We start from the raw sequence: 23,028 nt of genomic DNA on the forward strand, positions 1-23,028 counted from the left end.
CACGACTTCAAGGCGCTTTTCGAAGGGGTATTTTGGCTTTGACATATCAGGGACTATTCCATTTCATCGTCCAACAAAATGGGTGCAGTACAGGTAAATGCAAATTTCCCGGGGCTTTCCACTTTCTGTCCCTCAACAATGCTCAAGACAGAAAGTCTTAAGCACCCGCCGCATATCTTATCTCGCTGAATTAAAATGCAAAGATGTAATTAATTTTCGTGCAAATTACATTTTTTCTGCGAGACGTCTTCAGAAATATATATAGATGTAATTAATAGCGGTGCCAGAAATAATAATGGGGTGAATATCTCACCCCATTTAGTCAGCGATTAATTAACGGCTTCATCCCATTGCGCTTTCGCGCAGGCGGGCTTTCAGCTTGTTATATTCGTCGATCACATACTGTTCCGCAGCGTGTTGATCCGCTATTGGCTCCACGTTTACGGCGCAGTATTTATACTCCGGCGTTTTGGTTATCGGGCTTAAGTTCTCCGTCACCAGCTCGTTACAGGCGCCAATCCACCACTGGTAGGTCATATAGACCGCGCCTTTGTTCGGACGGTCGCTGACCTGCGCGCGGGTAATGATGCGGCCTTTACGCGAGTTCACCCACACCAGCGCTTCATCTTCAATACCGAGCCGTTCGGCGTCGGCGGTGTTGATCTGCGCGTAGCCCGGTTCATCCGCCAGCGCCGCCAGCGCGGCGCAGTTGCCGGTCATGGAACGGCAGGAGTAGTGGCCCACTTCACGCACGGTGGAGAGCACCATCGGATACTCGTCGGTGAGCTTATCGATCGGCGCGACCCAGTCGCAGGTGAAGAACTGCGCCAGCCCGTTCGGGGTGTCGAACTTCTCTTTAAAGAGGTATGACGTCCCCTGATCGGATTCTGACTCATCCCGGCACGGCCACTGGATGTAGCCCAGCTCACCCATTTTTTCATAGGTTGCCCCATAAAAGTCCGGACACAGATGCCGCAACTCGTCCCAGATCTCCTGGGTGTTGTTGTAGTGCATCGGGTAGCCCATGCGGGTGGCGATTTCGCTGATGATCTGCCAGTCCGTTTTCAGATCCCACTTCGGCTCGACGGCCTTGAAGAAGCGCTGGAAGCCGCGGTCTGCTGCCGTATAGACACCTTCATGCTCGCCCCAGGAGGTCGACGGCAGAATCACATCCGCCGCTGCCGCGGTTTTGGTCATAAAGATATCCTGAACAATCACCAGCTCCAGATCCTCAAAGCCTTTGCGCACCGCGGACAGTTCGGCGTCGGTCTGGAGCGGATCTTCACCCATGATGTAGGCCGCACGTACTTCACCGTGAGCCGCGCGGTGCGGCAGCTCGCTGATGCGGTATCCGGTGTGTGCCGGCAGACTTTCCACGCCCCAGGCCTTCGCAAACTTCTCGCGGTTTTCCGGGAACTTCACGTACTGGTAGCCCGGATAGGTGTCCGGCAGCGCGCCCATATCACACGCACCCTGCACGTTATTCTGACCACGCACCGGGTTCACGCCCACATGCGCTTTACCCAGATTGCCGGTCAGCATGGCGAGGCTGGTGAGCGAGCGCACGGTTTCCACACCCTGGTAGAACTGGGTCACGCCCATGCCCCACAGGATGGCGGCGGTTTTCGCTCCGGCGTACATCCGCGCCGCCTGGCGGATCTCCTGCGCGCTGACGCCGGTTATCGCCTCTACTGACTCCGGCGTATAGCCTTCGACAATCTTGCGATACTCTTCAAACCCTTCCGTACGGCTCGCGACAAACGCCTGGTCGTAGAGGTTCTCCTCAATAATGACGTGCCCCATCGCATTCAACAGCGCGATGTTCGAGCCGTTTTTCAGTGCGATGTGCATATCCGCAATGCGCGCGGTTTCAATTTTACGCGGATCGCAGACGATGATTTTCGCCCCGTTCTGTTTGGCGCGAATAACGTGATTCGCGACGATAGGGTGAGAATCCGCCGGGTTATAGCCGAAGATGAACACCAGATCGGTGTTATCTATCTCATTGATGGCATTACTCATTGCGCCGTTACCGACCGACTGGTGCAGACCTGCAACCGATGGGCCGTGTCAGACGCGAGCGCAGCAGTCGACGTTATTGGTACCAATAACGGCGCGCGCGAATTTTTGCATCACATAGTTGGTTTCATTCCCGGTTCCGCGTGAGGAGCCGGTGGTCTGAATCGCATCCGGGCCATACTTGGCCTTGATGGCGCTGAGGCGCGTGGCGACGTAATCCAGCGCTTCATTCCAGGAGACGGCTTCCAGCTTGCCGCCGCGCTCGCGGCGGATCATAGGGGTTTTCAGGCGCGGCGTGAGGATTTGGGTATCGTTAATAAAATCCCAGCCGTAGTACCCTTTCAGGCACAGTGTGCCCTGATTGGTTTTACCCTGCGCCGCTTCCGCCCGGACGATTTTGCCGTTATCGACCACCAGGTGGATCTTGCAACCTGAGGCACAATAAGGGCAAACCGTGACGACTTTTTTCATCACTTTGCTCCAGTTAAACAGTTCTTACCTGCCCAATATGCAGCTTCTATGCCATGTTTTTACTATGGGTATTTCCTGACTTTACGGCCCTTTGCGGGGCAAAACCCTGACGAAAAACAGCCAATCGTCAAAATTGACGTGTCGAAAGGGCAGGGGATGTGACATGGATTGGAATTCCGTCACGTAAAAAACAATTCGGCTGGAGCCAGCGGCAGAATGGTTCAGACTTAACATAATTCCCTGACGGAAGCATGCGATGAAACCGGCGATTCTGGTGGTTGATGATGATGTCGCAGTCTGCGAACTGCTACAGGATGTGCTCAGCGAGCACGTCTTTACCGTGCTGACGTGTCACACCGGTCAGGACGCGGTGAACCGTGTCCAGCAGGACCCTGGCATTGCGCTGGTTCTGCTGGACATGATGCTGCCGGATATCAACGGATTACAGGTTTTGCTGCAACTGCAAAAGCAGCGACCATCGCTACCGGTGGTGATGCTGACGGGGCTGGGAAGTGAATCAGATGTGGTCGTCGGGCTCGAAATGGGCGCCGATGATTACATCGGAAAACCGTTCAATCCGCGCGTGGTGGTCGCCCGCGTTAAGGCGGTGCTGCGTCGTACCGGCGCGCTGGACGCGGAGCCTGCCGCGCCGCGCGTTGAAGGTATTGCCTTTAACGGCTGGACGCTGGACACCACCCGCTGCGAGCTGAGCGATCCGCAGCGTAATACCGTGCCATTAACCCAGGGCGAATACGGCCTGCTGCTGGCATTAACGCAAAACGCCCGCCGGGTACTGAGTCGTGAACAGCTGCTGGAGCTGACCCACAGCGAAAGCGCCGAGGTCTTTGACCGCACTATCGACGTGTTGATCATGCGGCTACGGCGAAAAATTGAGGTCAATCCGCACCAGCCTTTGCTGATCAAAACCATTCGCGGTCTGGGCTATGTTTTTGCCACGGACGTTTCCCATCATGAGAAAGCCGCCTGACCGTTCTCCTGAATAAACGCCTGAAGCTCGGCCAGCGTTTTCGCGCCGTCAATCGCATTGGCCGCCAGCAGGCTGGCCCGCGCGCAGGCGTGCGCCAGATAAATACTCTCGGTAAGCGACAGCGATTCATGGCAACCGTATAAAAAGCCTGCGCAAAACGCGTCGCCCGCACCGACGCTGCCGATAATCTCGTCCTGCGTCAGCTTCCACGAAGGAACCCATTGCCCTTTTTCACCCGGCGCTTCACCCCATGCCCCTTCCGGACAGTGGATCACTACCCGCTGCCGCACGCCTGCCGCCAGCAACTGTGCGGCAGCGTCGGCGATATGGACCATGTTCAGCGCACCATGACTGTCGCGGATCTCAAGCCCGCTAAACTCACCGGCTTCCAGCTCGTTAATCACCAGATAATCAAGATGACGCAGGGCAGGGAGCACCAGCGGCTGATAGCGTGGATCGCCCTTGCGGGAGACCAGATCGAGCGAGGTTTCATACCCCTGATCGCGCATCTGTGCCAGTAACCGCGCGCTGCGGGTGCCAAACTCCTCGTCCGGCATGTCCAGGCTGTCGAGCAGCAGCAGATAGCCGAGATGGAAGATCTTCAGCGATCCGTCGAGGCGATCGAAGGCGGGAAGATCCAGCAGGCGGTTGGCGCCCGGCGAGTGAAAAAAGGTGCGCTGTCCGCTGGGGTCGGTCATTACCTGCGACATCGACGTTGGGGCGAACGTCGTGCGCTGCACGCGCTGGCGATTGACGTGATACTGGTCGAGCATCGCCAGAATATAGTCTCCGTCGCTGTCTTCCCCAATCAGCCCCACCGCCTGTAACGGCAGGCCGACGTGCATTTTCGCCAGCGTCAGCAGAACGTTGAGCGGCGCACCGCCGGTTGAGCGCTCACTGTGGGTGATTTCCGCCAGCCAGCCGCGCTCCGGCCACTGTACGATCTGGTGGACGTGATCCACCAGCATGTTGCCTGCGGCGATAATCCCTTTGCGTTCCATTATGCCTGCCCCGCGCTGCCGAAGATGCGCATCTGCTCCGCGACCGTATCGGTAATGGCCTCTTCAATGCCCAGCAGCAGTTCGGCAAACTCATCGTACAGCGGCTGGCGGTTCGCCATGCGCTGCTCAACGGCGGCGAGCGCGGCCTGCGACATGCCGGTATAAAAATTGATTTTATGAATGCCCAGCTCGATAGCGCGGCGGAAGTCGGCATCGCTAATTCCCGAGCCGCCGTGTAAAACCAGCGGCAGGCCCGTCTGCTGGCGAATGGCGTCCAGGCGCGAGAAATCGAGTTTCGGCTCGCCCTTGTATTTCCCGTGCGCGTTGCCAATGGCGACCGCCAGCGCGTCGATACCGGTTAAATCGACAAATTCGCGCGCCAGCTGCGGGTCGGTAAAGAACGCTTCATCCGCATGCCCATACAGCGCGCCGCCTTCATCTCCGCCGACTGCGCCCAGCTCCGCCTCCACCGAGACGCCCACCGCGTGGCACATCTTCACCACTTCCCGGGTCTGGCGGATATTTTCCTCATAGCTCAGCGTCGAGCCGTCGAACATCACCGAGCTGAACCCTAAGCGCAGGGCGCGCACGACGGCCTCAAAATGCAGCCCGTGGTCGAGGTTAAGCACCACGGGAATATCGTGACGGGCGGCTTCGAACTTCACCGCTTCGACAAGCGACTCCAGAGACACGTACTTAAAATGCACTTCCGCGATGTTGATGATAAACGGCGAGCGTTCCTGCTTCGCGGCGGCAAACAGCGCGCGCAGAAAATGGGAGTCGAGAACGTTGAACGCGCCCAGGGCGTAGCGGTGTTCTCTGGCGTGTGCCAGACCGTCGGCAAGAGAAATCAATGGCATCATTCACTCCTTATATCCGAAACAGGTTGTACTCGTTGCACAGCACCAGCACCGCCGGTTCGTCTTCTTCGATGGTGTTGTAGCGATCGATGGGCTGTAAAAAGTGGTTGTCGTGTTCATCGTCATTGACCGACGACACTTCGCCCACCAGAACGTCGCCAAAGCCGCGTTCACCCCAGAAACTGTGGTACAGGCCGGGCGTCAGGCAGATGCTCTCCCCAGGCGTGAGGCGCAGCTGGCTGCCGGGCGTGTGCGTCTGCCGACAACCGTCTATCGTGACGATCACGTCGGTGTTTTCGGTCTCCTCATGCGCGCCCGCATTCCATAACTCAATAATCAGATTCCCGCCGCCGCGGTTGATGATGTCCTCCCGCTTGCGCCAGTGGAAATGCATCGGCGTCACCTGGCCGTCGCGGACGTGCATGATTTTTTCGGCATAGCACTTCTCATAAGGCACGCCGTTGGGGGAGCCGTTGCGCAGGGTGAACAGCGTCAGCCCCTGTGCGGCAAAGTGGTTGCCGCCAAACGCCGTCACGTCCCAGCCGAGCCTGAGGTCGAACACCTCCTGCCAGGCGGCCTGGTCAAGCTGCTGCCATTTTGTTGGCGGAAAGCTGGCAAACGGCGGGAGATGCACGTTGTGCATGGAGAAGAACTGCCGCGTGTGGCCGAGGATTTCATTGATGTCGGAGCGTTTCATGGGGACTCCTTGCGTTTTATGCCACCCCCTCACCCCGGCCCTCTCCCTCAAGGGAGAGGGGGAGAGGGTTAGGGTGAGGGCATCAGGCCGCACCGGGGTTACTTAACCGTCCACCCCTTATACGTGCCGACGTTCTTTTTATCGATCATCGTCACCGGGATCAGCACAGGCTCTTTCGGCGCAGGTTTGCCCTGAAGAATGTCATAGCCGATCTCCACCGCCTTCGCCGCCATCACCTGCGGATCCTGCGCCGGCGTCGCCACAAACAGGGAGTTTTCGCGCTTCAGAGCTTCTTCACCGTCCGGGCTGCCATCCACGCCAACGATAAAGAACTCATTACGTTGAGCCTGTTTCGCCGCCAGATCGGCACCGATCGCCGTCGGATCGTTAATTGCGAATACGCCGTCGATCTTCGGATTGGCCGCCAGCAGGGAGGTCATGACCTCCAGTCCGCCTTCGCGGCTGCCTTTGGCGTTCTGATTATCCGAGAGCACTTTGATATCCGGGTGGCGCCTGAACTCGGTCTGGCAGCCCTCCACGCGGTTTTGTACCGCAGAAACCGGCGGCCCGTTGATGATCACCACGTTGCCTTTACCTTTCAGGCGGTCGGTTATGTACTTACAGGCCATCTCCCCCGCCTGGGTGTTATCGGAGGTGATGGTCGCATCGGCCCCTTCCGCCGCCACGTCAACCGCCACGACCACGATCCCCGCCTCTTTGGCGCGTTTTACCGCCGGGCCGATCCCTTTGGAATCCGCGGCGTTGAGGATGATCATGTCCACTTTCGCCGCAATGAAGTTATCGATCTGCGACACCTGCTGGCCCAGATCGTACCCGCTGGAGACCAGCGTCACCTTGACGTTATCTCCCGCCAGCTTGCGCGCTTCCAGCTCGGCGCCTTTGGTGATCTGTACGAAGAACGGGTTAGCCAGGTCGCCCACCGTCACGCCGATGGACTTCAGATCTTTTGCCTGCGCAAACGGGGTTGCGGCCAGCAGCGCGCCAGCACAGAGCGCGGTCACTAAGGGCTTCAATCTCATGCTGTATTCCTCACGTAGGGTATTGTTGTTATGCACTTTGATGGTGTCGGGTACGGTATTTGTCGATCAGCACCGCTATGATGATCACCGCCCCTTTGATCACCAGCTGCCAGAAGTAGGAGACGCCCATCAGCGTCATGCCGTTGTTGAGGGTGGCGATGATCAAAGCACCCACCAGCGTGCCGGTGATCGTGCCGATCCCGCCGACGAAGCTGGTTCCGCCGAGGATCACCGCCGCAATCGCATCCAGCTCGTACCCCGTGCCGAGGTTGCCGTTGGCGCTGTAGAGGCGCGAGGCGCTCATCACGCCGCCTAATCCCGAGAGCAGGCCGCTCATGCCGTAGACAAACAGCAGCACCAGCCAGACCTTGATGCCGGTTAAGCGTGCCGCCTGCATATTGCCGCCGACCGCATAGATGTGAACGCCGAGGGTTGTGCGACGCAGAATAAACCAGCACACCACAATCACCGCCAGGGCGATCACCACCAGCCACGGAATCGGGCCGAGGTAGTTGTTGCCGATCCACTCGAAGTTAATGTTGGAGTTAATGACCGTCGTGCCGTCCGCCAGCAGATACGCCGCGCCGCGCAGTGCCGTATAGGTGCCGAGGGTGACGATAAACGGCGGCAGCCCGGCAAAGGCCACCAGCGCGCCGTTGAACAGCCCCAGCACCATACCGAGCATCAGCGCCGCCGGAATGGAGAGCATCGCAAATTCCGGGATAAGCGAGACCACCATCGCCGCTACCGCCGTAGTGCCCAGAATCGAGCCCACAGAGAGGTCAATCCCGCCGGTCAGGATGATGAAGGTCATCCCCGCCGCCAGCACGATGTTGATCGACGCCTGCCGGGTAATATTCAGCAGGTTGCTCTCGGTGAAAAAGTTCGGGGCGATAAAGCCAAATACCGCCACAATCAGGATTAAAATTGGCAAAATGCCGATCGTTTGCATCAGATCGCTCATCAGCATTTTTTTGGCGGAGGCGGATTTCGCCACCTGCTGCGGATGGGTTGGAGTTGTCATAATTACACCGCCTGATGATGTGTGTCGTTCACGCCGGTTGCCAGCGTCATAATGTTTTCCTGAGAGATGTCGCGTCCGTGGAGTTCACCCGCGATGCTGCCTTCCCGCATCACGTACACCCGGTCGCTCATGCCCACCACTTCCGGCAGCTCGCTGGAGATCATCAGAATCGCCACCCCTTTGCGCGCCATCTGGTTCATGATGCGGTAGATCTCGCTTTTCGCGCCGACGTCCACGCCGCGCGTAGGTTCGTCCAGAATCAGAATGCGCGGGCCAATCGCCACCCAGCGGGAGATCAGCAGCTTTTGCTGGTTGCCGCCGGAGAGCCCGCCCGCGCGCACCTGAGAATGCGGCACGCGGATATTGAGCAGGGCGATGGCGTCATCGGAAATAGACTGCGCTTTTTTGCGGTTCAGCCAGCCGAAGGTGGCGTCGCGCTCCAGCGTCGCCATGGTGATGTTCTCCTGCGCCGCCAGCTCCAGAAACAGCCCCTGCTCCTTGCGGTTCTCGGTAAGAAAACCGATGCCGTTTTCAATGGCCGCGCGCGGGGAGTGGATCACCACCGGTTCGCCGTCGACCTCGATCATGCCGCCGGTGGCTTTGCGCACGCCGAAGATCAGCTGCGCCAGCTCGGAGCGACCGGCCCCGACCAGCCCCGCCAGCCCGACGATTTCACCGGAGCGAACCTGCAAACTGCACGGCAGCACTTTTTTGCCATCTGTCAGGTGGTGCACGTTCAGACGCGGGCTGCCGAGCGGAATATCGCGCTCTTTGTTAAACAGATCGCTGAGCGGGCGGCCCACCATCATGCGCACCAACTCAGAGGCATTCAGCTTGTCGCGCGTCAGGCTGCCGACGTACTGCCCGTCGCGCAGGACGCTGACGCGGTCAGAGAGCTCATACACTTCCGCCATGCGGTGGCTGATGTAGATAATCGCCATCCCTTCATCGCGCAGGCGCAAAATCAGTTCGAACAGACGGTGGGTTTCGCGCGAGGAGAGGGCGGCGGTGGGTTCATCCATCACCAGAATGCGGCTGTTGCGGTGCAGCGCGCGGGCGATCTCCACCTGCTGCTGCTCGGCGATGGTCAGCTTCATGACCAGGTCGGTGGCGCTGAACTGCGCGCCCAGACGGTCAATGACCGCCTGCGCCTGGGCTGCCATCTCTTTGCGCTGGACCAGCCCGCCGCGCGACAGCTCGCTGCCGAGAAAAATGTTTTCCGCCACGGTCAGGTTAGGAGCAAGCTGCATCTCCTGATAAATCAGGGTAATGCCTGCGGCCAGCGCATCCTTCGGCCCTTTGATGTGAAACGGCTTACCGTCGATGAGGATGTCGCCGCTGCTGGCGGTATAGGCGCCTGCGAGGATCTTCATCAGCGTGCTTTTTCCGGCGCCGTTTTCCCCCATCAGCGCGTGGATCTCACCGGGGAAAACCGTCAAATCCACGCCCTTGAGCGCGTGGAAATTGCCAAAGGTTTTGGCAATGTGGCGCATCTCTAAAACCGGGGTTCTGCTCATGGCGGATCTCCTGTGAATGTCGATATCTGTACTTCATCACAGGCGCGTAAATGCAAAATGTCAGAAGCTGTTCATATTTGTCATAGTTATGAATAGCTAATCGCCATCACATTTTCCTTTTCCCTCTCCCTATGGGAGAGGGCCAGGGTGAGGGCACCAAACCGCAGAGGAGCCCAAACCCATGTCTTCACGCCCCCCGTTCTTCACCAGCGCCCGCGGTCGCCTGCTGATATTTAACCTGCTGGTGGTGGCGGTAACGCTGATGGTAAGCGGCGTGGCGGTGCTCGGCTTTCGTCATGCCAGCCAGATCCAGGAGCAGGTGCAGCAGCAAACGCTGGATGACATGACCGGCAGCATGAACCTCGCGCGCGACACGGCCAACGTGGCAACAGCGGCGGTGCGGCTGTCGCAGGTGGTCGGTGCGCTGGAGTACAAAGGCGAAGCCGAGCGGCTGAAGCAGATGCAAACGGCGCTGCGCCACTCGCTGGAGCAGCTTGCCGATGCGCCGCTGGCGCAGCAGGAGCCGGCGCTGGTGGCGCGTATTATTCGCAGGAGCAATGAGTTACAGCAGAGCGTGACGGGAATGCTGGAGCGCGGGCAAAAACGGCATCTGGAGCGTAACGCGCTGCTCAGCGCGCTGTATCAAAGCCAAAGCTATCTGCGTCATTTGCAGGATATCAACCGCCGTTACGCGAGCAATGTGCCAGACGCCCGGCAGCTTGCAGAGATGGACAGGCTGATCGTTGCCGCCATTGATACCCCTTCACCGCGCGCCACGGTGCAGCAGCTGGATGCAGTAACCGCGATGTTACCCGCGAGCGCCCTGCAACCGGTGGTCAACCTGGTGCTCCCGGATTTTAATGATGAGCTGCGCAAGCTCGCGCCACTGTCAAAGCAGCTGGAGGAGAGCGATCTGTCCATCAGCTGGTACATGTTCCACATCAAGGCGCTGGTGGCGATATTAAACCGCGACATCAATCAGTACGTTGAACAGGTGGCGCAGGCCTCCCGGCTGCGTACCGCCCAAAGCCACCAGGAGCTGCGCTCCATCAGCGTGTTTATCAGCGTCTTCGCGGTGCTGGCGCTGATCATCACCGGCTGCGCCTGCTGGTATATTTACCGCAATCTGGGCTCCAACCTGACGGCTATCTCAAGGGCAATGTCGCGCCTCGCTCACGGCGAGCAGGATGTGTCGGTGCCCGCGCTACAGCGGCGTGATGAGCTGGGGGAACTGGCGCGCGCGTTTAACGTTTTTGCCCGCAATACCGCTTCGCTGGAGCACACCACGCGGCTACTGAAGGAGAAGACCTCGCAGATGGAGGTCGACCGCATCGAACGTCAGGGGCTGGAGGAGGCGCTGCTGCACAGCCAGAAAATGAAGGCGGTTGGGCAACTGACGGGCGGGCTGGCGCATGATTTTAATAACCTGCTGGCGGTGATTATCGGCAGTCTGGAGCTGACCGATTCAGCGTCACCGGACGCGCCGCGCATCACTCGTGCGCTCAAAGCCGCGGAACGCGGGGCCATGCTCACCCAGCGTCTGCTGGCCTTCTCGCGCAAGCAATCCCTGCAACCTCATGCGGTAGAGATGAAGCCGCTGCTGGAGAACCTGAGCGAGCTGATGCGGCACTCGCTTCCCGCCACGCTGACGCTGGATATTGAAGCGCAAACCCCGGCCTGGCCCGCATGGATTGACGTCAGCCAGCTGGAAAACGCCATTATCAACCTGGTAATGAACGCCCGTGATGCAATGGAGGGGCAAAATGGTGTGATCAAAATCCGCACCTGGAACCAGCGTGTGACCCGCAGCGACGGGCGCAGGCAGGATATGGTCGCGCTGGAGGTGATTGACCACGGCTGCGGGATGTCGCAGGAGGTGAAATCGCAGGTCTTTGAACCGTTCTTCACCACCAAACAGACCGGCAGCGGCAGCGGGTTAGGGCTGTCGATGGTGTACGGCTTTGTGCGTCAGTCCGGGGGGCGCGTTGAGATCGAAAGCGCGCCGGGGCAGGGAACCACCGTGCGGCTCCAGCTGCCGCGCTCGACGCTGCCCGCGTTCTCCGATGATGCCGCGCTGGCGACCACGGCCCCGGCAGAGAGTGAGCTGCTTGTGCTGGTCCTGGAAGATGAGGCGGGCGTGCGGCAGACACTGTGCGAGCAACTGCACCAGCTTGGCTACCTGACGCTTGAAGCCGAAAACGGCGAGCAGGCGCTGAACATGCTGGACGCATCGCCGGATATCGGCATGTTTATCAGCGACCTGATGTTGCCGGGCGGCCTGAGCGGCGCGGAGGTGATCGGCCATGTACGCAGCCACTATCCGCAGTTGCCGGTGCTGCTGATCAGCGGGCAGGATTTGCGCCCGGCGCATAACCCGCAGCTGCCGGACGTTCAGTTACTGCGAAAACCGTTCACCCGCGCACAGCTGGCGCAGGCGCTGCGCAAGGTGATGGCAGGAACCGGCAGCGAGCCAGGGTAGCGGCCCCCTGAGCGCCGTTAAAAGACGACGACGAGGCAGGGATAAATTTCACGGACTCATGCGGCAGCGGGCGGCGCAAATGCTGCTTTATCCCGACAATCAGCGCTTCGCGCGGAAAGCCAGGCATATCCATTACGCCGCCACCGAGGATCACCGCATCCGGATCGAACAGATTTACACTGGTGGCAATGGCGCGGTCTGCATGATTCAGGAGTTGTTGTACGAAGGGGTCATCGGGTACGGCTGAAAAGATATCTCCCATCGCATACTCGCGGGGCTGCTGTTCGTACCACTGTTTCAATGCGATACCGGAACAAACTGTTTCCAGACATCCCGGGTTGCCACAACCACAGTGCCGCGTCATATCCCCCTGTGGAATATGCCCGAGCTCGCCCGCTACGCCGTGCGCGCCCGTCCATGGAGCACCGTTTAGCCAGATGGCAAATCCCATGCCGGTGCCAAGATAGGCCGCCAGAACCTCTTGCTGCTGGAGATTGTGTTGCGCCACGTCAAACGAAAGCTGAAGGTTAACGTCGCGGGAAAATTCGACCGGGCAGCCTAGCGCATCTTCAAGTTTTCCCGCCAGATCGCGGAGCTCATTCGCCTGCAAAGGCAGATTAGGCGTCGAAATAATGGTGCGTTTGTCTTTGCCGACCAGTGCCGGAAAGCCCATGACCAGACCGCGACAGTGAACCTGTAAATGACGCAGCTGAGCCGTGATCATTTCCGTCACGCCGCACACCACACCAGAGCGGATAACCTCCGCGGTGCGCTGTTTTTCACAATGCAACACCGCACCGTCGGCCGTTTGCAGGCAAAAACGGATATGAGTGGCCCCCATATCCACTCCGGCGACGACATCAGGCTGTTTTTACATGAGGAACAACCTCGTTTCGTGCCGACAGGATCTGCCCGGCCATAAGCTGCCATGCATCCCCGATATTCTCTGCATGGTTGAACAGACCAGACGTTCCGACGATAAAGACATCTGCGCCGGCGGCCATCAGTTTTTTATAGGTGGCCTGATTGCATGAGCCATCGATCTCAATCTCATAGCTCAGCCCTTCGCGTTCGCGCCAGGCTTTCAGCTCGGCAATTTTCTCCAGCATTTCCGGAATGAACGGCTGCCCGGCAAAGCCTGGATCGACGGTCATCACGGTGATTTTGTCCGCCTTATGAATATAGTATTTCATCGCCTCAACCGGGGTTTCCGGGTTGAGGATGAGTCCCACCTTCATACCGTGACGACGGATCTCTTCAATCAGGCGGAAAGCCTGACCGTTGATGGTCTCCGGGTGCAGTGTGATGAAGTCTGCTCCGGCCTGCGCCAGCTGGCTTATGTAGTCCTGCGGGCGAGTCACCATCAGGTGACAGTCCAGTGGTTTGGTGGCGAGCTTCTTCACCTGGCCGACAAAGAACGGAGACAGCGTCAGATTAGGCACAAAGTGGCCGTCCATGATGTCGATATGGAAGTAGTCCGCGTGCTGGTCAATAAATTCGATCTGTTCTTTGAATTTCAGCAGATCCATACACATCAGGGAGGGTGAAATTTTCATAGTGATTTCCTTACTTACTGATCAATCTGTCGAGGGCAACAGCGGCGATAATCAACCCGCCCATTACCACCAGCTGGTAGTAGGTTTGTACCTGTAAGATATTGAGTCCGTTATTGATGGTGCCGATGATGAGACCACCAATCACGACCGAGAAGATGCGGCCTTTACCGCCGAAGAAGCTGGTTCCGCCGATGATGGCGCTGGCGATGGCGTATGTTTCAAATCCCATCCCGGCCAGCGGCTCCGCTGCGCCCAGACGCGCAGTCGACACCACGCCCGCCAGCCCGGCGCATACGCCAGAAATAATGAACACCACCAGAATATGAAACTTCACGTCGATGCCGGAGTAGAACGCCGAGTTTTTGTTACCGCCCAGGGCGTAGATATTGCGCCCCAGCCGCATACGGGTGGTGAGGAACCAGAGGATCACCGCGACGATCAGCGAGAAGATGACCGGTACGGGTATCCCGAGGACGCTGGCAGCGAAGAAGTTTACAAAGTCGAACGAGAAGCCATAGACGGAGTTAGCGTCGGAAATCACCAGCGTGATGCCGCGAAAAATGGCGTTAGTACCGAGAGTGATAATGAACGGATGTAGCCCGGTCCAGTTGACCAGACAGCCATTGATCGCCCCCAGCGCGCCGCCGACCAGTACGCCGCCAATCAGTGCTGCAAAAAACGGGTCGACACCAGCCAGCATCAGTTTGGCAGTCACCATGCCGGAGAGTGCCAGAATGGCTCCGACGGACAGATCAATACCCGCTACAAGGATGGCAAAGAATTCGCCCATCCCGATCAGCACCGTTACCGAGCTCTGGACAAAAATCTGCGTGATGTTGTTGGTGGTGAGGAAGTACTCCGATGACAGCGTGCCAAAGATGGCGACTATAATCGCGAGGATAAAAAAGGTACCGTACTTGTCCCAGAACAGCGCGAAGTTAAATGGCTTTTTCTCCGCCATATCGCCTTTCACTCTTGTGGTAATGCCCATGCCATGATCTCCTCTTCGCTCATGTCGTCGCGATTGGTCAGGATTTGCGTCAGCCGCCCTTCGCAGAACACGGCGATGCGGTCACAGACGGCGATAATTTCAGGTAATTCAGACGACACCATCAGGATGACCTTGCCTTCGTCAGCCAGCTGGCGCATCACCTTGTAGATTTCGGCCTTTGCGCCGACGTCGATGCCTCGCGTGGGTTCATCAAAAATGATGACGTCCGGGTTGCAACACAGCCATTTAGAAATCAGCACCTTTTGCTGATTGCCGCCGGAGAGTTCGGTGATGTTTTGCTCTACGCTATGGCACTTCAACGCCAGCAACTGGCGCTGTGCTTCGGCGGTCTTGCGTTCTTCATGCTCGCGAAAGAGCCCCATGGCCCCTTTATAGCCACCGTTTTTCAGGCTCTGGCTGACGGCCATGTTTTGGGCGATAGAGAAATTGGGGAAAAAGCCATTTTCGCGGCGGCTTTCGGTGATGTAGGCCATCCCTTTTTTCAACGCATCCAGAGGCGAACGCGGAGAGATGGTTTTGCCGTTGAGGCGAATTTCACCGCTCGCGCGTTTATCCACGCCGAAGAGACAGTCCATCAGTTCGGTACGTCCCGAGCCGACCAGACCCGCAAAACCCAGTATTTCGCCGCGGTTCACGCTGAACGAAATATCACGCACTTTTTTCTTGTCCCGGCTGGTGACGTTTTTCACCTCAAACACCGTGTCGCGTTCGATGTTGCTGGTGCTCTCTTTCATGGCGTTAAAGCGGTTTTGCAGTTCGCGGCCGACCATCAGGCGCACAATGTCGTCGTTTGAAACGTCACTCACCAGGCCACTGCATACGCTGGAACCGTCTTTCATTACCGTGTAGCGGTCGCAGATGCGGCGGATTTCCGCGAGCTTATGCGAGATATAGACAATGGCGGTGCCTTCTTTACGCAGCTGATTCATGATCAAGAAAAGATAATCCACCTCTTTATTGGTTAATGAAGATGTGGGTTCATCCATAATGATCACTTTGGCATTGAGCATTAAGGTTTTCGCGATTTCCAGCATCTGTTTATGGCTGATGGATAAATTCGCTACCTTTTCATCTAAATCGACTTTTAATCCGACGCGTAAGAGCATCATCGCACCGCGAATGCGCATCTCTTTCCAGTCAATAATCCTGATGCCACAAACCTTTTTAGTCAGGTGACGGCCTATATATAGATTTTCCAGCACGGTTAATTCATCAATAACGCTGAGTTCCTGATATATAATGCCGATGCCCAGTTGTGCTGCCAGTTTATGATCCAATTTGTCGTAATTCTTTTCATTAATAATAATGGAGCCTTTGGTCGGCTCATGAATTCCCGACAATACTTTCATTAAGGTTGATTTACCGGCACCATTCTCCCCTAATAACGCGTGGATCTCATGAGGGTATATAGTTAAATCAACCGATTTTAATGCGTGAACCGGACCAAAGGATTTGCCGATCCCCGCCATCGAGATATATGGCGTGACCATGTTTATTTCCTTCTCTGTTCACCCTCTCCCTGTGGGAGAGGGCCGGAGTGAGGGCATCAAGCCGCACAGTTCTGCGTTATTTCGTCACCAGAATCGAATCCACCAACTTGAATTCAGGCGTTTTTTCCAGCGGGATGACTTTCCCGGTTTTCGCGGCATCCACCATTAATTTCAGGCCGGTCGCCCCGATGTCCGCCGGGTTTTGTGCGACGGTTGCCGTCATCTGACCGGCTTCGACCATCTTACGCGCCTCTGGAATACCATCGGTGCCGACCACCAGCACTTTGCCGATTTTACCGGCGTTTGCCACCGCCTGCGCCACGCCCATCGCCATGGTATCGTTCGCGCAGTAGAAGGCTTTCAGATTCGGGTTTCGTTGCAGCACGTTGGTTGCCACATCCAGAGCTTTAATGCGATCCCAGTCGGCGGGCTGGCTGGCAACCAGCTTAATTTGGTTTGCTTTTTTGAAGGCTTCTGTTGCGCCATTGCGGCGCGCCTCGCCCGATGCGTTACCGGCTTTACCCTCAATGATTGCGACTTCGCCCCCCTCCGCACCAAGTTTATTGATAATAAAATCGGCCCCTTTTGCGCCGACGGCCACGTTGTCCGTTGTGACAAACCCCTCTACATTGCCACCTGCTTTTTTCAGGTTATCCATATCGATTTTTTCATCGAGATTCACCAGATAGAGACCTTTCTGCCAGGCGCGCGCGACGGGCATGACCAGATTCACGGAGGAGAGTGGGGCAAAAGCGATACCCTTGTATTTTTTATTACTCAGATCTTCGAACAGCTGTAGCTGGGACTGAAAATCCCCTTCTGACGGCGAGGCAAAAATATCAACGCTTACTCCCAGGGTTTTGGCTTCATCTTCAATCCCTTTCTTCATATCCACCCAGAATGGATTGGAGAGCGTTTTTAATACCACCGCATATTCCGCAGCAGCAAACGCGCTGGTGGATAACATTAAGCCCATAGCGGCGCCGCTGAAATATTTCAGATATTTATTCATAGCAGTGTTCTCAATGTAGGGTATGTTGTTGTTAATCCCGCCTGAGCAGGATTAACCTTTTAATTTACTTCAGTGCGCCAGGAGAGAAGAAATCCACAATAGCGCCGGTTTTTTGCATATTAAGTGTGGCCTGTTCGATATTTTGTTGTGCAACGGAAACAAATAACGCATCTAATAATGTAAGCTGTAATATACGCGCGGAGGCGTTGCGCCCTAATAACGGGGTCTCTGGTGCTGGCGAACAAATAATATAATCAGCAAGTTTAGCAATCGGCGAATGGTAGCTATGGGTAATACAGATAATTTTGGCGCCGTTCTTTTTTGCTAACTCAACTGCTGCTTTCACATCACTGGTGCGGCCGGAATGGGAGACCACCAGTACCACATCCCCTTCCTTCAGCAGCGATGCCGACATCATCATAATGTGCGCGTCCTGATACGACTGGCAGCGCACGCCGATGCGTAGAAACTTATGCTGGATGTCGGCGCAAATAGCGTTAGAACCACCCACACCGTACAGATCGCGCTGGTTGGCCTGGGCGAAGAAACGTGCCGCGCGGTGAATTTCATCCACGTTCACTATCGACTGGCCTTCCATAATGGTGCGCAGCGTAATATTGAACACTTTGTTAACCACATCCTGTGGTGCTTCATCAAAAGCGAGTTCCGCAGGTAATACTTGTTCGGATTGCGAGAAGTAGTCGACCAGCGCCGCACGCAGGTTACGGAAACCGCTAAAGCCGAGCAGTTTGGCCACTTTCACGATCATCGCTTCCGACACCATCAGCGTTTCGGCAACGTCTTTAATCGCAGGCGCGCCGCTCAGGTTACCCGGCTGGAGCAGCCAGTCGACGATACGGCTTTCGTTGTCGGTCATGCCTTCCTGCTTCATGCGCAGGTACGGTGCAAGGCCAATGCCGTTAGGCAGCTCTTTTTTAAATTCTGACTGACTCATCGCTCTCTTTTGTCCTTAAAAATGAAGACGACACTATATCACCACACTCTGGCATGAAAATATGCTGGCAACTTCACAATGTTTGAAAATTCATAAAGTTTTATTGTCTGTGAAGTTTTGATGGGCGGTTGCTTTAGGATGACCTTAAAAATCAATAATATAATCATGACACGTTAACGGATTTTAATGCATGCCGTAAGAAATATACCGTCATGAGAGAGTTGAAATGTCAAAGTCAGGGGTGTAGAACACGCGCAGAACTCGATGGTTTTGAGGTTTTATTGCACAACTGACCGGTCTTAAATCACAACTCCATCGAGTTCGTAAAGTTAACCCACGATGAGGTTTATTATGAAAAAGATTGCATTTGGCTGCGATCACGTAGGTTTTATGCTGAAAGAGGATATTCTGGCCCATCTGCGCGCGCGTGGCATCGACGTGGTGGATAAGGGCACCTGTTCCCCGGAGCGTACTGACTACCCATATTATGCCAGCGCGGTTGCACAGGCTATTATCGATAAGGAGGTGGATGGCGGCATCCTGATCTGCGGAACGGGGGTAGGGATCTCCATTACGGCCAATAAGTTCCCGGGCATCCGCGCAGTGGTCTGTAGCGAACCTTATTCAGCTCAGCTTTCAAGGCAGCATAACAACACGAATGTGCTGGCATTTGGTTCGCGCGTGGTCGGACTGGAGCTGGCAAAAATGATCGTCGATGCCTGGCTAAATGCACCGTTTGAAGGGGGACGACATCAGGCGCGAGTCGATGCGATAGGGGCGATTGAACAGGCCAGGAATTGAGATTCCTCCGCTACCCCGGTTCCCTGCCATTCATTACCGTAAGGCCAGTTCACCTGCGAGTCTGGCCTTATGAAACGTTACTCTACCGCTCTGTTATTGGGTCTGCTGACTTTAACCAGCCAACTGGCGTATGCCGATGTGATTGATGATGCCATTGGCAATATTCAGCAGGCGATCAACGATGCCTATAACCCCGGCAGCAGCCGTAATGATGATGACGACGATCGTTACGATCGCAGCCGTCAAACCGACAGCCGCCAGTACGACGATCGTCGTCGACAGTTAGAAGATCGACGCCAGCGTTTAGACGAGCGTCAGCGGCAGCTGGATGACGATCGGCGTCGGTTAGAAGAGGATGAGCGCCGGTTAGAGGATGATTACGATCGGTGGTAACCCTGGTATTGCAACGCGTAGGCCGGGTAAGGCGCAGCCGCCACCCGGCAAAATTTAATCCAACACCAGCACCATCCCGTCATACCCCGCTTCAATGCCGGACGGCAGCGGGTTATCCATCATCCACACGTCAAACTGATGGCTGATATGCGTCAGGATCACCTGCGGACAGCCAATCACCTCGTTCAGCGCAATCACCGTATTCAAATCACAATGGTTGCGCGGCGTCTCCGGGCGCGGTTCATGGCTACAGTCGATAATCATCGCCTGCGGCTGATTGTTTAGCAGAAACGTCACCGTTTTATCCGGTAGCCCGGCGGTATCAGAAAGCCACGCCACGCGGCTGTGGGCGGACTCCAGCAGATAGCCAAACGTGAGTTTTGAATGGTTGAGCGGCAGCGGCGTGACCCGCAAGCCCTGAAGTTCAAACATCACAAACGGCTCCACCGTGTGGCTGAAATCGAGAAGGCCCGGATGCTTGAACAGGTCGTCACAGCCTGCATCGTCCGGCGGACCGTAAACCGGAATGGTCGCTCCCACGCCCCAGCGCAGAGGAAAAAGCCCCTGAACGTGATCCATATGATAATGGGTAAGCAAAATCTGCCTGAAACTCCCCGCGGGCCAGTCGTCCATCAGGTGTGGAATACCCGCGTCCAGCAAGGTGACCGAATCGTTGAATTTCACCGCCGCGCTACAGGGGCGACGGCGATAATTTTCCTGTAAACGCGCCCGTCGGCACGCCGCGCAGTCGCAGCCAAACACCGGCACCAGCTGAGCCCCTCCGGTTCCTGTCAGCGTGATCGTCAGACTCATAACGCACCTCTACAGCGGTTTGGTGAAGCGGAAATGGCTTTGCGTATATCCTTCACGAACATAAAAACGGTGCGCGTCCACGCGCTTCACGCTGGTGGAAAGCTCGGTCAGCTCGGCGCCTGCCTGTCGCGCGACGTCCTCTGCCCAGGCCAGCAGCTGGCTGCCCACTTTTAATCCGCGCGCCTGCGGCATCACCACCAGTTCCTGGATCTCGCCGATCCAGCGGGCGTGATGCAGGTGAAACTGCATATGCAGGCCGATCATACCGATGATCTGCCCGTCCAGCTCGGCCAGCTGGTAACGCATATTGTGATCCTGCAAGTTGGCCAGATACCCGGCGTGAAACGCCTGATGATCGAACTCGGCCTGCTTAAGTTCGCAGATCAGCGCGTAAACGATCGGCGCATCGTCGGCGGTGGCGGGGCGAAGCTGGCAGTCAGGCATGCTGTTTCTCCTTCTGGCGAATAAGCGATAGCAAGGTCTCGACTGACTGTAGCAAACTTCCGTCGTTATTGAGGACGTGACAACCCGACGGGGTGTAGCGCGCCGCCCGTTCCAGCCGCTGGTCGATCTCGCGCGCGTTTTCGCGCCCCCGCTTTTGTAGCCGGCTACGGAGAACGTCCGGGGAAACCTGCAAACAGACCGGGAGCAGCGCCGCTTCGTACCGGGCGCGAGCCTGCGGGAGATGCGCCCGCGAGCCGTTAACCAGTACGTCGAACCCCGCATGCAGCCAGAGGTCAATCTCAATACCGACGCCATAGTAGTAACCGTTGGCATGCCAGCTCAGCGCCAGCAGGTTTTGTCCGGCACGGGTAAAAAACTCCTGCTCGCTCAGGGCGATATGGTTCTCGCTTCCGGCGTTGGCATCGCGCGTGATATAGCGGTGCGCGACCAGCAGCTGTGAATGTTCCCGCTGCCGTAACGCCGACAGCAGGCTGTCCTTCCCGGAGCCGGACGGGCCCATTAACCAGATGAGTCTTCCCATCAGAACACCCTTTTTCCCTGACGCCAGACGTGGTCGATATGAATGTGCTCGCCCTTACGGTGGGCGAGCACCAGATCGGCCCGTTTCCCCTCGGCAATTTCACCGCGATCGTGAAGATTAAGCGCGCTGGCCGGGTTTTTCGTCACCAGGCGAATCGCCTGTGGCAGCGTGAAGCTGTTGTTCTCGTCGTCCGCGACGCGGAAGGCCGCGTCCAGCAGGCTGGCGGGGTAATAGTCAGAGGAGAGGATATCCAGCAGGCCGAGCGAGGCGAGCCTGCTTGCCGCCACGTTGCCGGAGTGCGATCCGCCGCGCACGATATTTGGCGCGCCCATCAGGACGTTCATGCCGTGCTTACGCGATGCCTCTGCCGCTTCAAACGTGGTGGGAAATTCAGCTATCACGCTGCCAAGCTGGTGGGATTCGCGCACGTGATCGTGCGTGGCGTCGTCATGGCTGGCCAGGGCAATATTCCGGTCCCGGCACATCGCGGCAATGGAGAGGCGATTCGGCTGCGACCACTGGGCCGCCAGCTGGAGCTGCTCTTCTTCGTAGCGCGCCATCTCCGCGTCGTTGAGCGAATATTTGCCCTGATAGTATTCGCGATACTTTTCAATGTTGGCGAACTGGCGCTGCCCCGGCGAGTGATCCATCAGGGAAACCAGCGAGACCGGCTCGCGGCCCACCAGCTTCTCAAACAGCGGCAGGGTGGTGTGGTGCGGCAGCTCGCAGCGCAGGTGCAGGCGGTGCTCGGCGCGGTTGAGGCCGCGCTTTTGCGTCTCCTCCACGGCGTTGATCATCTTCTCCAGGTTCTCCAGGCGATCGCCGCCGTCGCGCACGTCGCCAATCGCCACCGCGTCCAGCACGGTGGTGATGCCGCTGGCGACCATCAGCGCGTCGTGGCTGCTCATCGCTGAATGAGCAGGCCAGTCCACCTTTGGGCGCGGGGTGAAGAATTTATCGAGATTATCGGTATGCAGCTCAATCAGCCCCGGCAGCAGCCAGCCGCCTTCGCCGTCCATCGCTTCAGGAGTGTGGCTCCGGGTTTCGGCAAAGGCGCGGATGACACCGTCCCGCACCTCAACCGAGCCGTTCACAACCTCATTTTCCAGCACCAGCCTGACATTATTGATAATCATACGTTTGTCCCCATCGGGTGCAGTCTGTCCGCCACGCGTTGGCGTACGGCGTCGTCGTGGAAGATTCCGACGATCGCCGCGCCTCGCGCTTTGGCCTGTTCGATCAGTTCCATCACCGCTGCGCTGTTCTTACTGTCGAGCGAGGCGGTGGGTTCATCCAGGAGCAAAATCGGGTAATCGACGATAAAGCCGCGGGCGATGTTGACGCGCTGCTGCTCGCCGCCGGAAAAGGTCGACGGGGCGAGGTGCCACAGACGCTCCGGTACGTTGAGGCGCGTCAGCAGGCTGGCGGCTTTAGCGGCGCAGGTTTCGCGCGGCACGCCGAGATCCAGCAGGGGTTGCATGACCACGTCCAGGGCGGAGATCCGCGGGATCACTCGCAGGAACTGGCTGACCCAGCCGATCGTCGAGCGGCGCACTTCCAGCACTTTGCGCGCGGGAGCCTGAACCAGATCGACCCATTCATTGTTATGGCGAATATGAATATGGCCTTCGTCCGGCAGGTAGTTGGCATACAGGGAGCGCAGCAGGGTGGATTTTCCACTGCCGGAATGGCCATGCAGCACCACGCATTCGCCGTTGCTGACCTCTAACGAGGCATTTTGCAGTACCGGCAGGCGGACGCCGTTTTGCTGGTGGAGCACAAAGGTTTTACTGACATTTTCAACGTGGATCATTTTGGCCTCGCGATTCGTTTTGCCGGGTGGCGGCTTCGCCTTACCCGGCCTACGGGTGCGGTGTTCGTTTTGCCGGGTAAGCGCAGCGCCACCCGGCAACCG

22 protein-coding genes are annotated in these 23,028 nt (G+C 57.2%); 4 read left to right on the forward strand and 18 right to left on the reverse strand.

Translation table 11 applies throughout. The features are described from left to right. Positions 1 to 342: 342 nt before the first annotated feature. Positions 343 to 2,490, reverse strand: a complete 2,148-nt coding sequence (fdhF, locus tag ACOTWU_RS23265; protein ID WP_080024796.1) for a formate dehydrogenase subunit alpha — start codon at positions 2,488 to 2,490, stop codon at positions 343 to 345. A gap of 256 nt (positions 2,491 to 2,746) precedes the next feature. Between fdhF and ACOTWU_RS23270 the strand changes: the two genes are divergently transcribed. Further along, positions 2,747 to 3,478: a response regulator gene (locus tag ACOTWU_RS23270; RefSeq protein ID WP_032104458.1), complete on the forward strand. Its 732-nt coding sequence runs from the start codon at positions 2,747 to 2,749 to the stop codon at positions 3,476 to 3,478. On the opposite strand, the gene ACOTWU_RS23275 is transcribed toward ACOTWU_RS23270, so the two are convergent. The 6 genes from ACOTWU_RS23275 to ACOTWU_RS23300 form a co-directional block, all read right to left on the reverse strand. Next, positions 3,460 to 4,479, reverse strand: coding sequence for a carbohydrate kinase family protein (locus ACOTWU_RS23275; RefSeq protein WP_032104459.1), 1,020 nt, complete (start codon positions 4,477 to 4,479; stop codon positions 3,460 to 3,462). The genes ACOTWU_RS23270 and ACOTWU_RS23275 overlap by 19 nt on opposite strands. Further along, positions 4,479 to 5,339: a ketose 1,6-bisphosphate aldolase gene (locus tag ACOTWU_RS23280; protein WP_047728693.1), complete on the reverse strand. Its 861-nt coding sequence runs from the start codon at positions 5,337 to 5,339 to the stop codon at positions 4,479 to 4,481. The genes ACOTWU_RS23275 and ACOTWU_RS23280 overlap by 1 nt, the downstream gene beginning before the upstream one ends. Positions 5,340 to 5,349: 10 nt before the next feature. Next, on the reverse strand, positions 5,350 to 6,036 hold the full coding sequence (locus ACOTWU_RS23285) for a D-lyxose/D-mannose family sugar isomerase (protein WP_126499218.1): 687 nt from the start codon (positions 6,034 to 6,036) through the stop codon (positions 5,350 to 5,352). 98 nt (positions 6,037 to 6,134) lie between these two features. Next, a complete protein-coding gene (locus ACOTWU_RS23290; RefSeq protein ID WP_003860240.1) occupies positions 6,135 to 7,076 on the reverse strand; it encodes an ABC transporter substrate-binding protein in 942 nt (313 codons plus the stop codon). A 28-nt stretch (positions 7,077 to 7,104) separates the two neighbouring features. Beyond that, positions 7,105 to 8,100 carry an ABC transporter permease subunit gene (locus ACOTWU_RS23295; protein WP_003860239.1) on the reverse strand — a complete coding sequence of 332 codons (996 nt, stop codon included), beginning with the start codon at positions 8,098 to 8,100 and terminating at the stop codon, positions 7,105 to 7,107. A 2-nt stretch (positions 8,101 to 8,102) separates the two neighbouring features. Further along, entirely contained in the window at positions 8,103 to 9,617 is a 1,515-nt protein-coding gene (locus tag ACOTWU_RS23300; protein ID WP_220719780.1) for a sugar ABC transporter ATP-binding protein, read from the reverse strand. A 181-nt stretch (positions 9,618 to 9,798) separates the two neighbouring features. Between ACOTWU_RS23300 and ACOTWU_RS23305 the strand changes: the two genes are divergently transcribed. After that, on the forward strand, positions 9,799 to 12,096 hold the full coding sequence (locus ACOTWU_RS23305; RefSeq protein ID WP_126499220.1) for a hybrid sensor histidine kinase/response regulator: 2,298 nt from the start codon (positions 9,799 to 9,801) through the stop codon (positions 12,094 to 12,096). Here ACOTWU_RS23305 and alsK read toward each other — a convergent pair. The 6 genes from alsK to ACOTWU_RS23335 form a co-directional block, all read right to left on the reverse strand. After that, complete coding sequence (alsK, locus tag ACOTWU_RS23310) at positions 12,029 to 12,937, reverse strand: allose kinase (RefSeq protein WP_126499221.1); 909 nt, start codon at positions 12,935 to 12,937, stop codon at positions 12,029 to 12,031. The genes ACOTWU_RS23305 and alsK overlap by 68 nt on opposite strands. Positions 12,938 to 12,956: 19 nt before the next feature. Next, complete coding sequence (gene alsE, locus ACOTWU_RS23315; RefSeq protein ID WP_126499222.1) at positions 12,957 to 13,652, reverse strand: D-allulose 6-phosphate 3-epimerase; 696 nt, start codon at positions 13,650 to 13,652, stop codon at positions 12,957 to 12,959. A gap of 10 nt (positions 13,653 to 13,662) precedes the next feature. Continuing rightward, positions 13,663 to 14,643: a D-allose ABC transporter permease gene (gene alsC / locus ACOTWU_RS23320; RefSeq protein WP_017382644.1), complete on the reverse strand. Its 981-nt coding sequence runs from the start codon at positions 14,641 to 14,643 to the stop codon at positions 13,663 to 13,665. After that, a complete protein-coding gene (gene alsA / locus ACOTWU_RS23325) occupies positions 14,622 to 16,154 on the reverse strand; it encodes a D-allose ABC transporter ATP-binding protein AlsA (RefSeq protein ID WP_126499223.1) in 1,533 nt (510 codons plus the stop codon). Before alsA ends, alsC begins: the two co-directional genes overlap by 22 nt. Before the next feature lie 76 nt (positions 16,155 to 16,230). Next, positions 16,231 to 17,166: a D-allose transporter substrate-binding protein gene (alsB, locus tag ACOTWU_RS23330; protein WP_015570212.1), complete on the reverse strand. Its 936-nt coding sequence runs from the start codon at positions 17,164 to 17,166 to the stop codon at positions 16,231 to 16,233. 64 nt (positions 17,167 to 17,230) lie between these two features. Next, a complete protein-coding gene (locus ACOTWU_RS23335) occupies positions 17,231 to 18,121 on the reverse strand; it encodes a MurR/RpiR family transcriptional regulator (RefSeq protein WP_015570213.1) in 891 nt (296 codons plus the stop codon). A 351-nt stretch (positions 18,122 to 18,472) separates the two neighbouring features. Here ACOTWU_RS23335 and rpiB point away from each other — a divergent pair, with 351 nt between their 5' ends. Both rpiB and yjdP read left to right on the forward strand, forming a co-directional pair. Then, on the forward strand, positions 18,473 to 18,922 hold the full coding sequence (gene rpiB / locus ACOTWU_RS23340; RefSeq protein WP_023295775.1) for a bifunctional allose-6-phosphate isomerase/ribose-5-phosphate isomerase RpiB: 450 nt from the start codon (positions 18,473 to 18,475) through the stop codon (positions 18,920 to 18,922). A 69-nt stretch (positions 18,923 to 18,991) separates the two neighbouring features. After that, on the forward strand, positions 18,992 to 19,315 hold the full coding sequence (yjdP, locus tag ACOTWU_RS23345) for a DDRRRQL repeat protein YjdP (protein WP_047062204.1): 324 nt from the start codon (positions 18,992 to 18,994) through the stop codon (positions 19,313 to 19,315). Positions 19,316 to 19,369: 54 nt separating this feature from the next. On the opposite strand, the gene phnP is transcribed toward yjdP, so the two are convergent. The 5 genes from phnP to phnL are packed head-to-tail and all read right to left on the reverse strand — an operon-like array spanning position 19,370 to position 22,926. Next, positions 19,370 to 20,128 carry a phosphonate metabolism protein PhnP gene (gene phnP, locus ACOTWU_RS23350; RefSeq protein WP_017382648.1) on the reverse strand — a complete coding sequence of 253 codons (759 nt, stop codon included), beginning with the start codon at positions 20,126 to 20,128 and terminating at the stop codon, positions 19,370 to 19,372. Positions 20,129 to 20,137: 9 nt separating this feature from the next. Then, the gene (phnO, locus tag ACOTWU_RS23355) at positions 20,138 to 20,572 is read right to left on the reverse strand and encodes an aminoalkylphosphonate N-acetyltransferase (RefSeq protein ID WP_015570217.1); all 435 of its coding nucleotides are present in this window, start codon (positions 20,570 to 20,572) and stop codon (positions 20,138 to 20,140) included. Next, positions 20,565 to 21,116 (reverse strand): ribose 1,5-bisphosphokinase, encoded by a 552-nt coding sequence (gene phnN, locus ACOTWU_RS23360; RefSeq protein WP_047062206.1) that lies wholly within the window; start codon positions 21,114 to 21,116, stop codon positions 20,565 to 20,567. The genes phnO and phnN overlap by 8 nt, the downstream gene beginning before the upstream one ends. After that, entirely contained in the window at positions 21,113 to 22,249 is a 1,137-nt protein-coding gene (gene phnM, locus ACOTWU_RS23365; protein WP_047637881.1) for an alpha-D-ribose 1-methylphosphonate 5-triphosphate diphosphatase, read from the reverse strand. Before phnM ends, phnN begins: the two co-directional genes overlap by 4 nt. Continuing rightward, positions 22,246 to 22,926: a phosphonate C-P lyase system protein PhnL gene (gene phnL, locus ACOTWU_RS23370; protein WP_015570220.1), complete on the reverse strand. Its 681-nt coding sequence runs from the start codon at positions 22,924 to 22,926 to the stop codon at positions 22,246 to 22,248. The genes phnM and phnL overlap by 4 nt, the downstream gene beginning before the upstream one ends. Positions 22,927 to 23,028: the final 102 nt, after the last annotated feature.

It is taken from the genome of Enterobacter cloacae complex sp. GYL001 (assembly GCF_049237125.1).
In the GTDB taxonomy this organism is placed as follows: Bacteria; Pseudomonadota; Gammaproteobacteria; order Enterobacterales; family Enterobacteriaceae; genus Enterobacter; species Enterobacter hormaechei_C.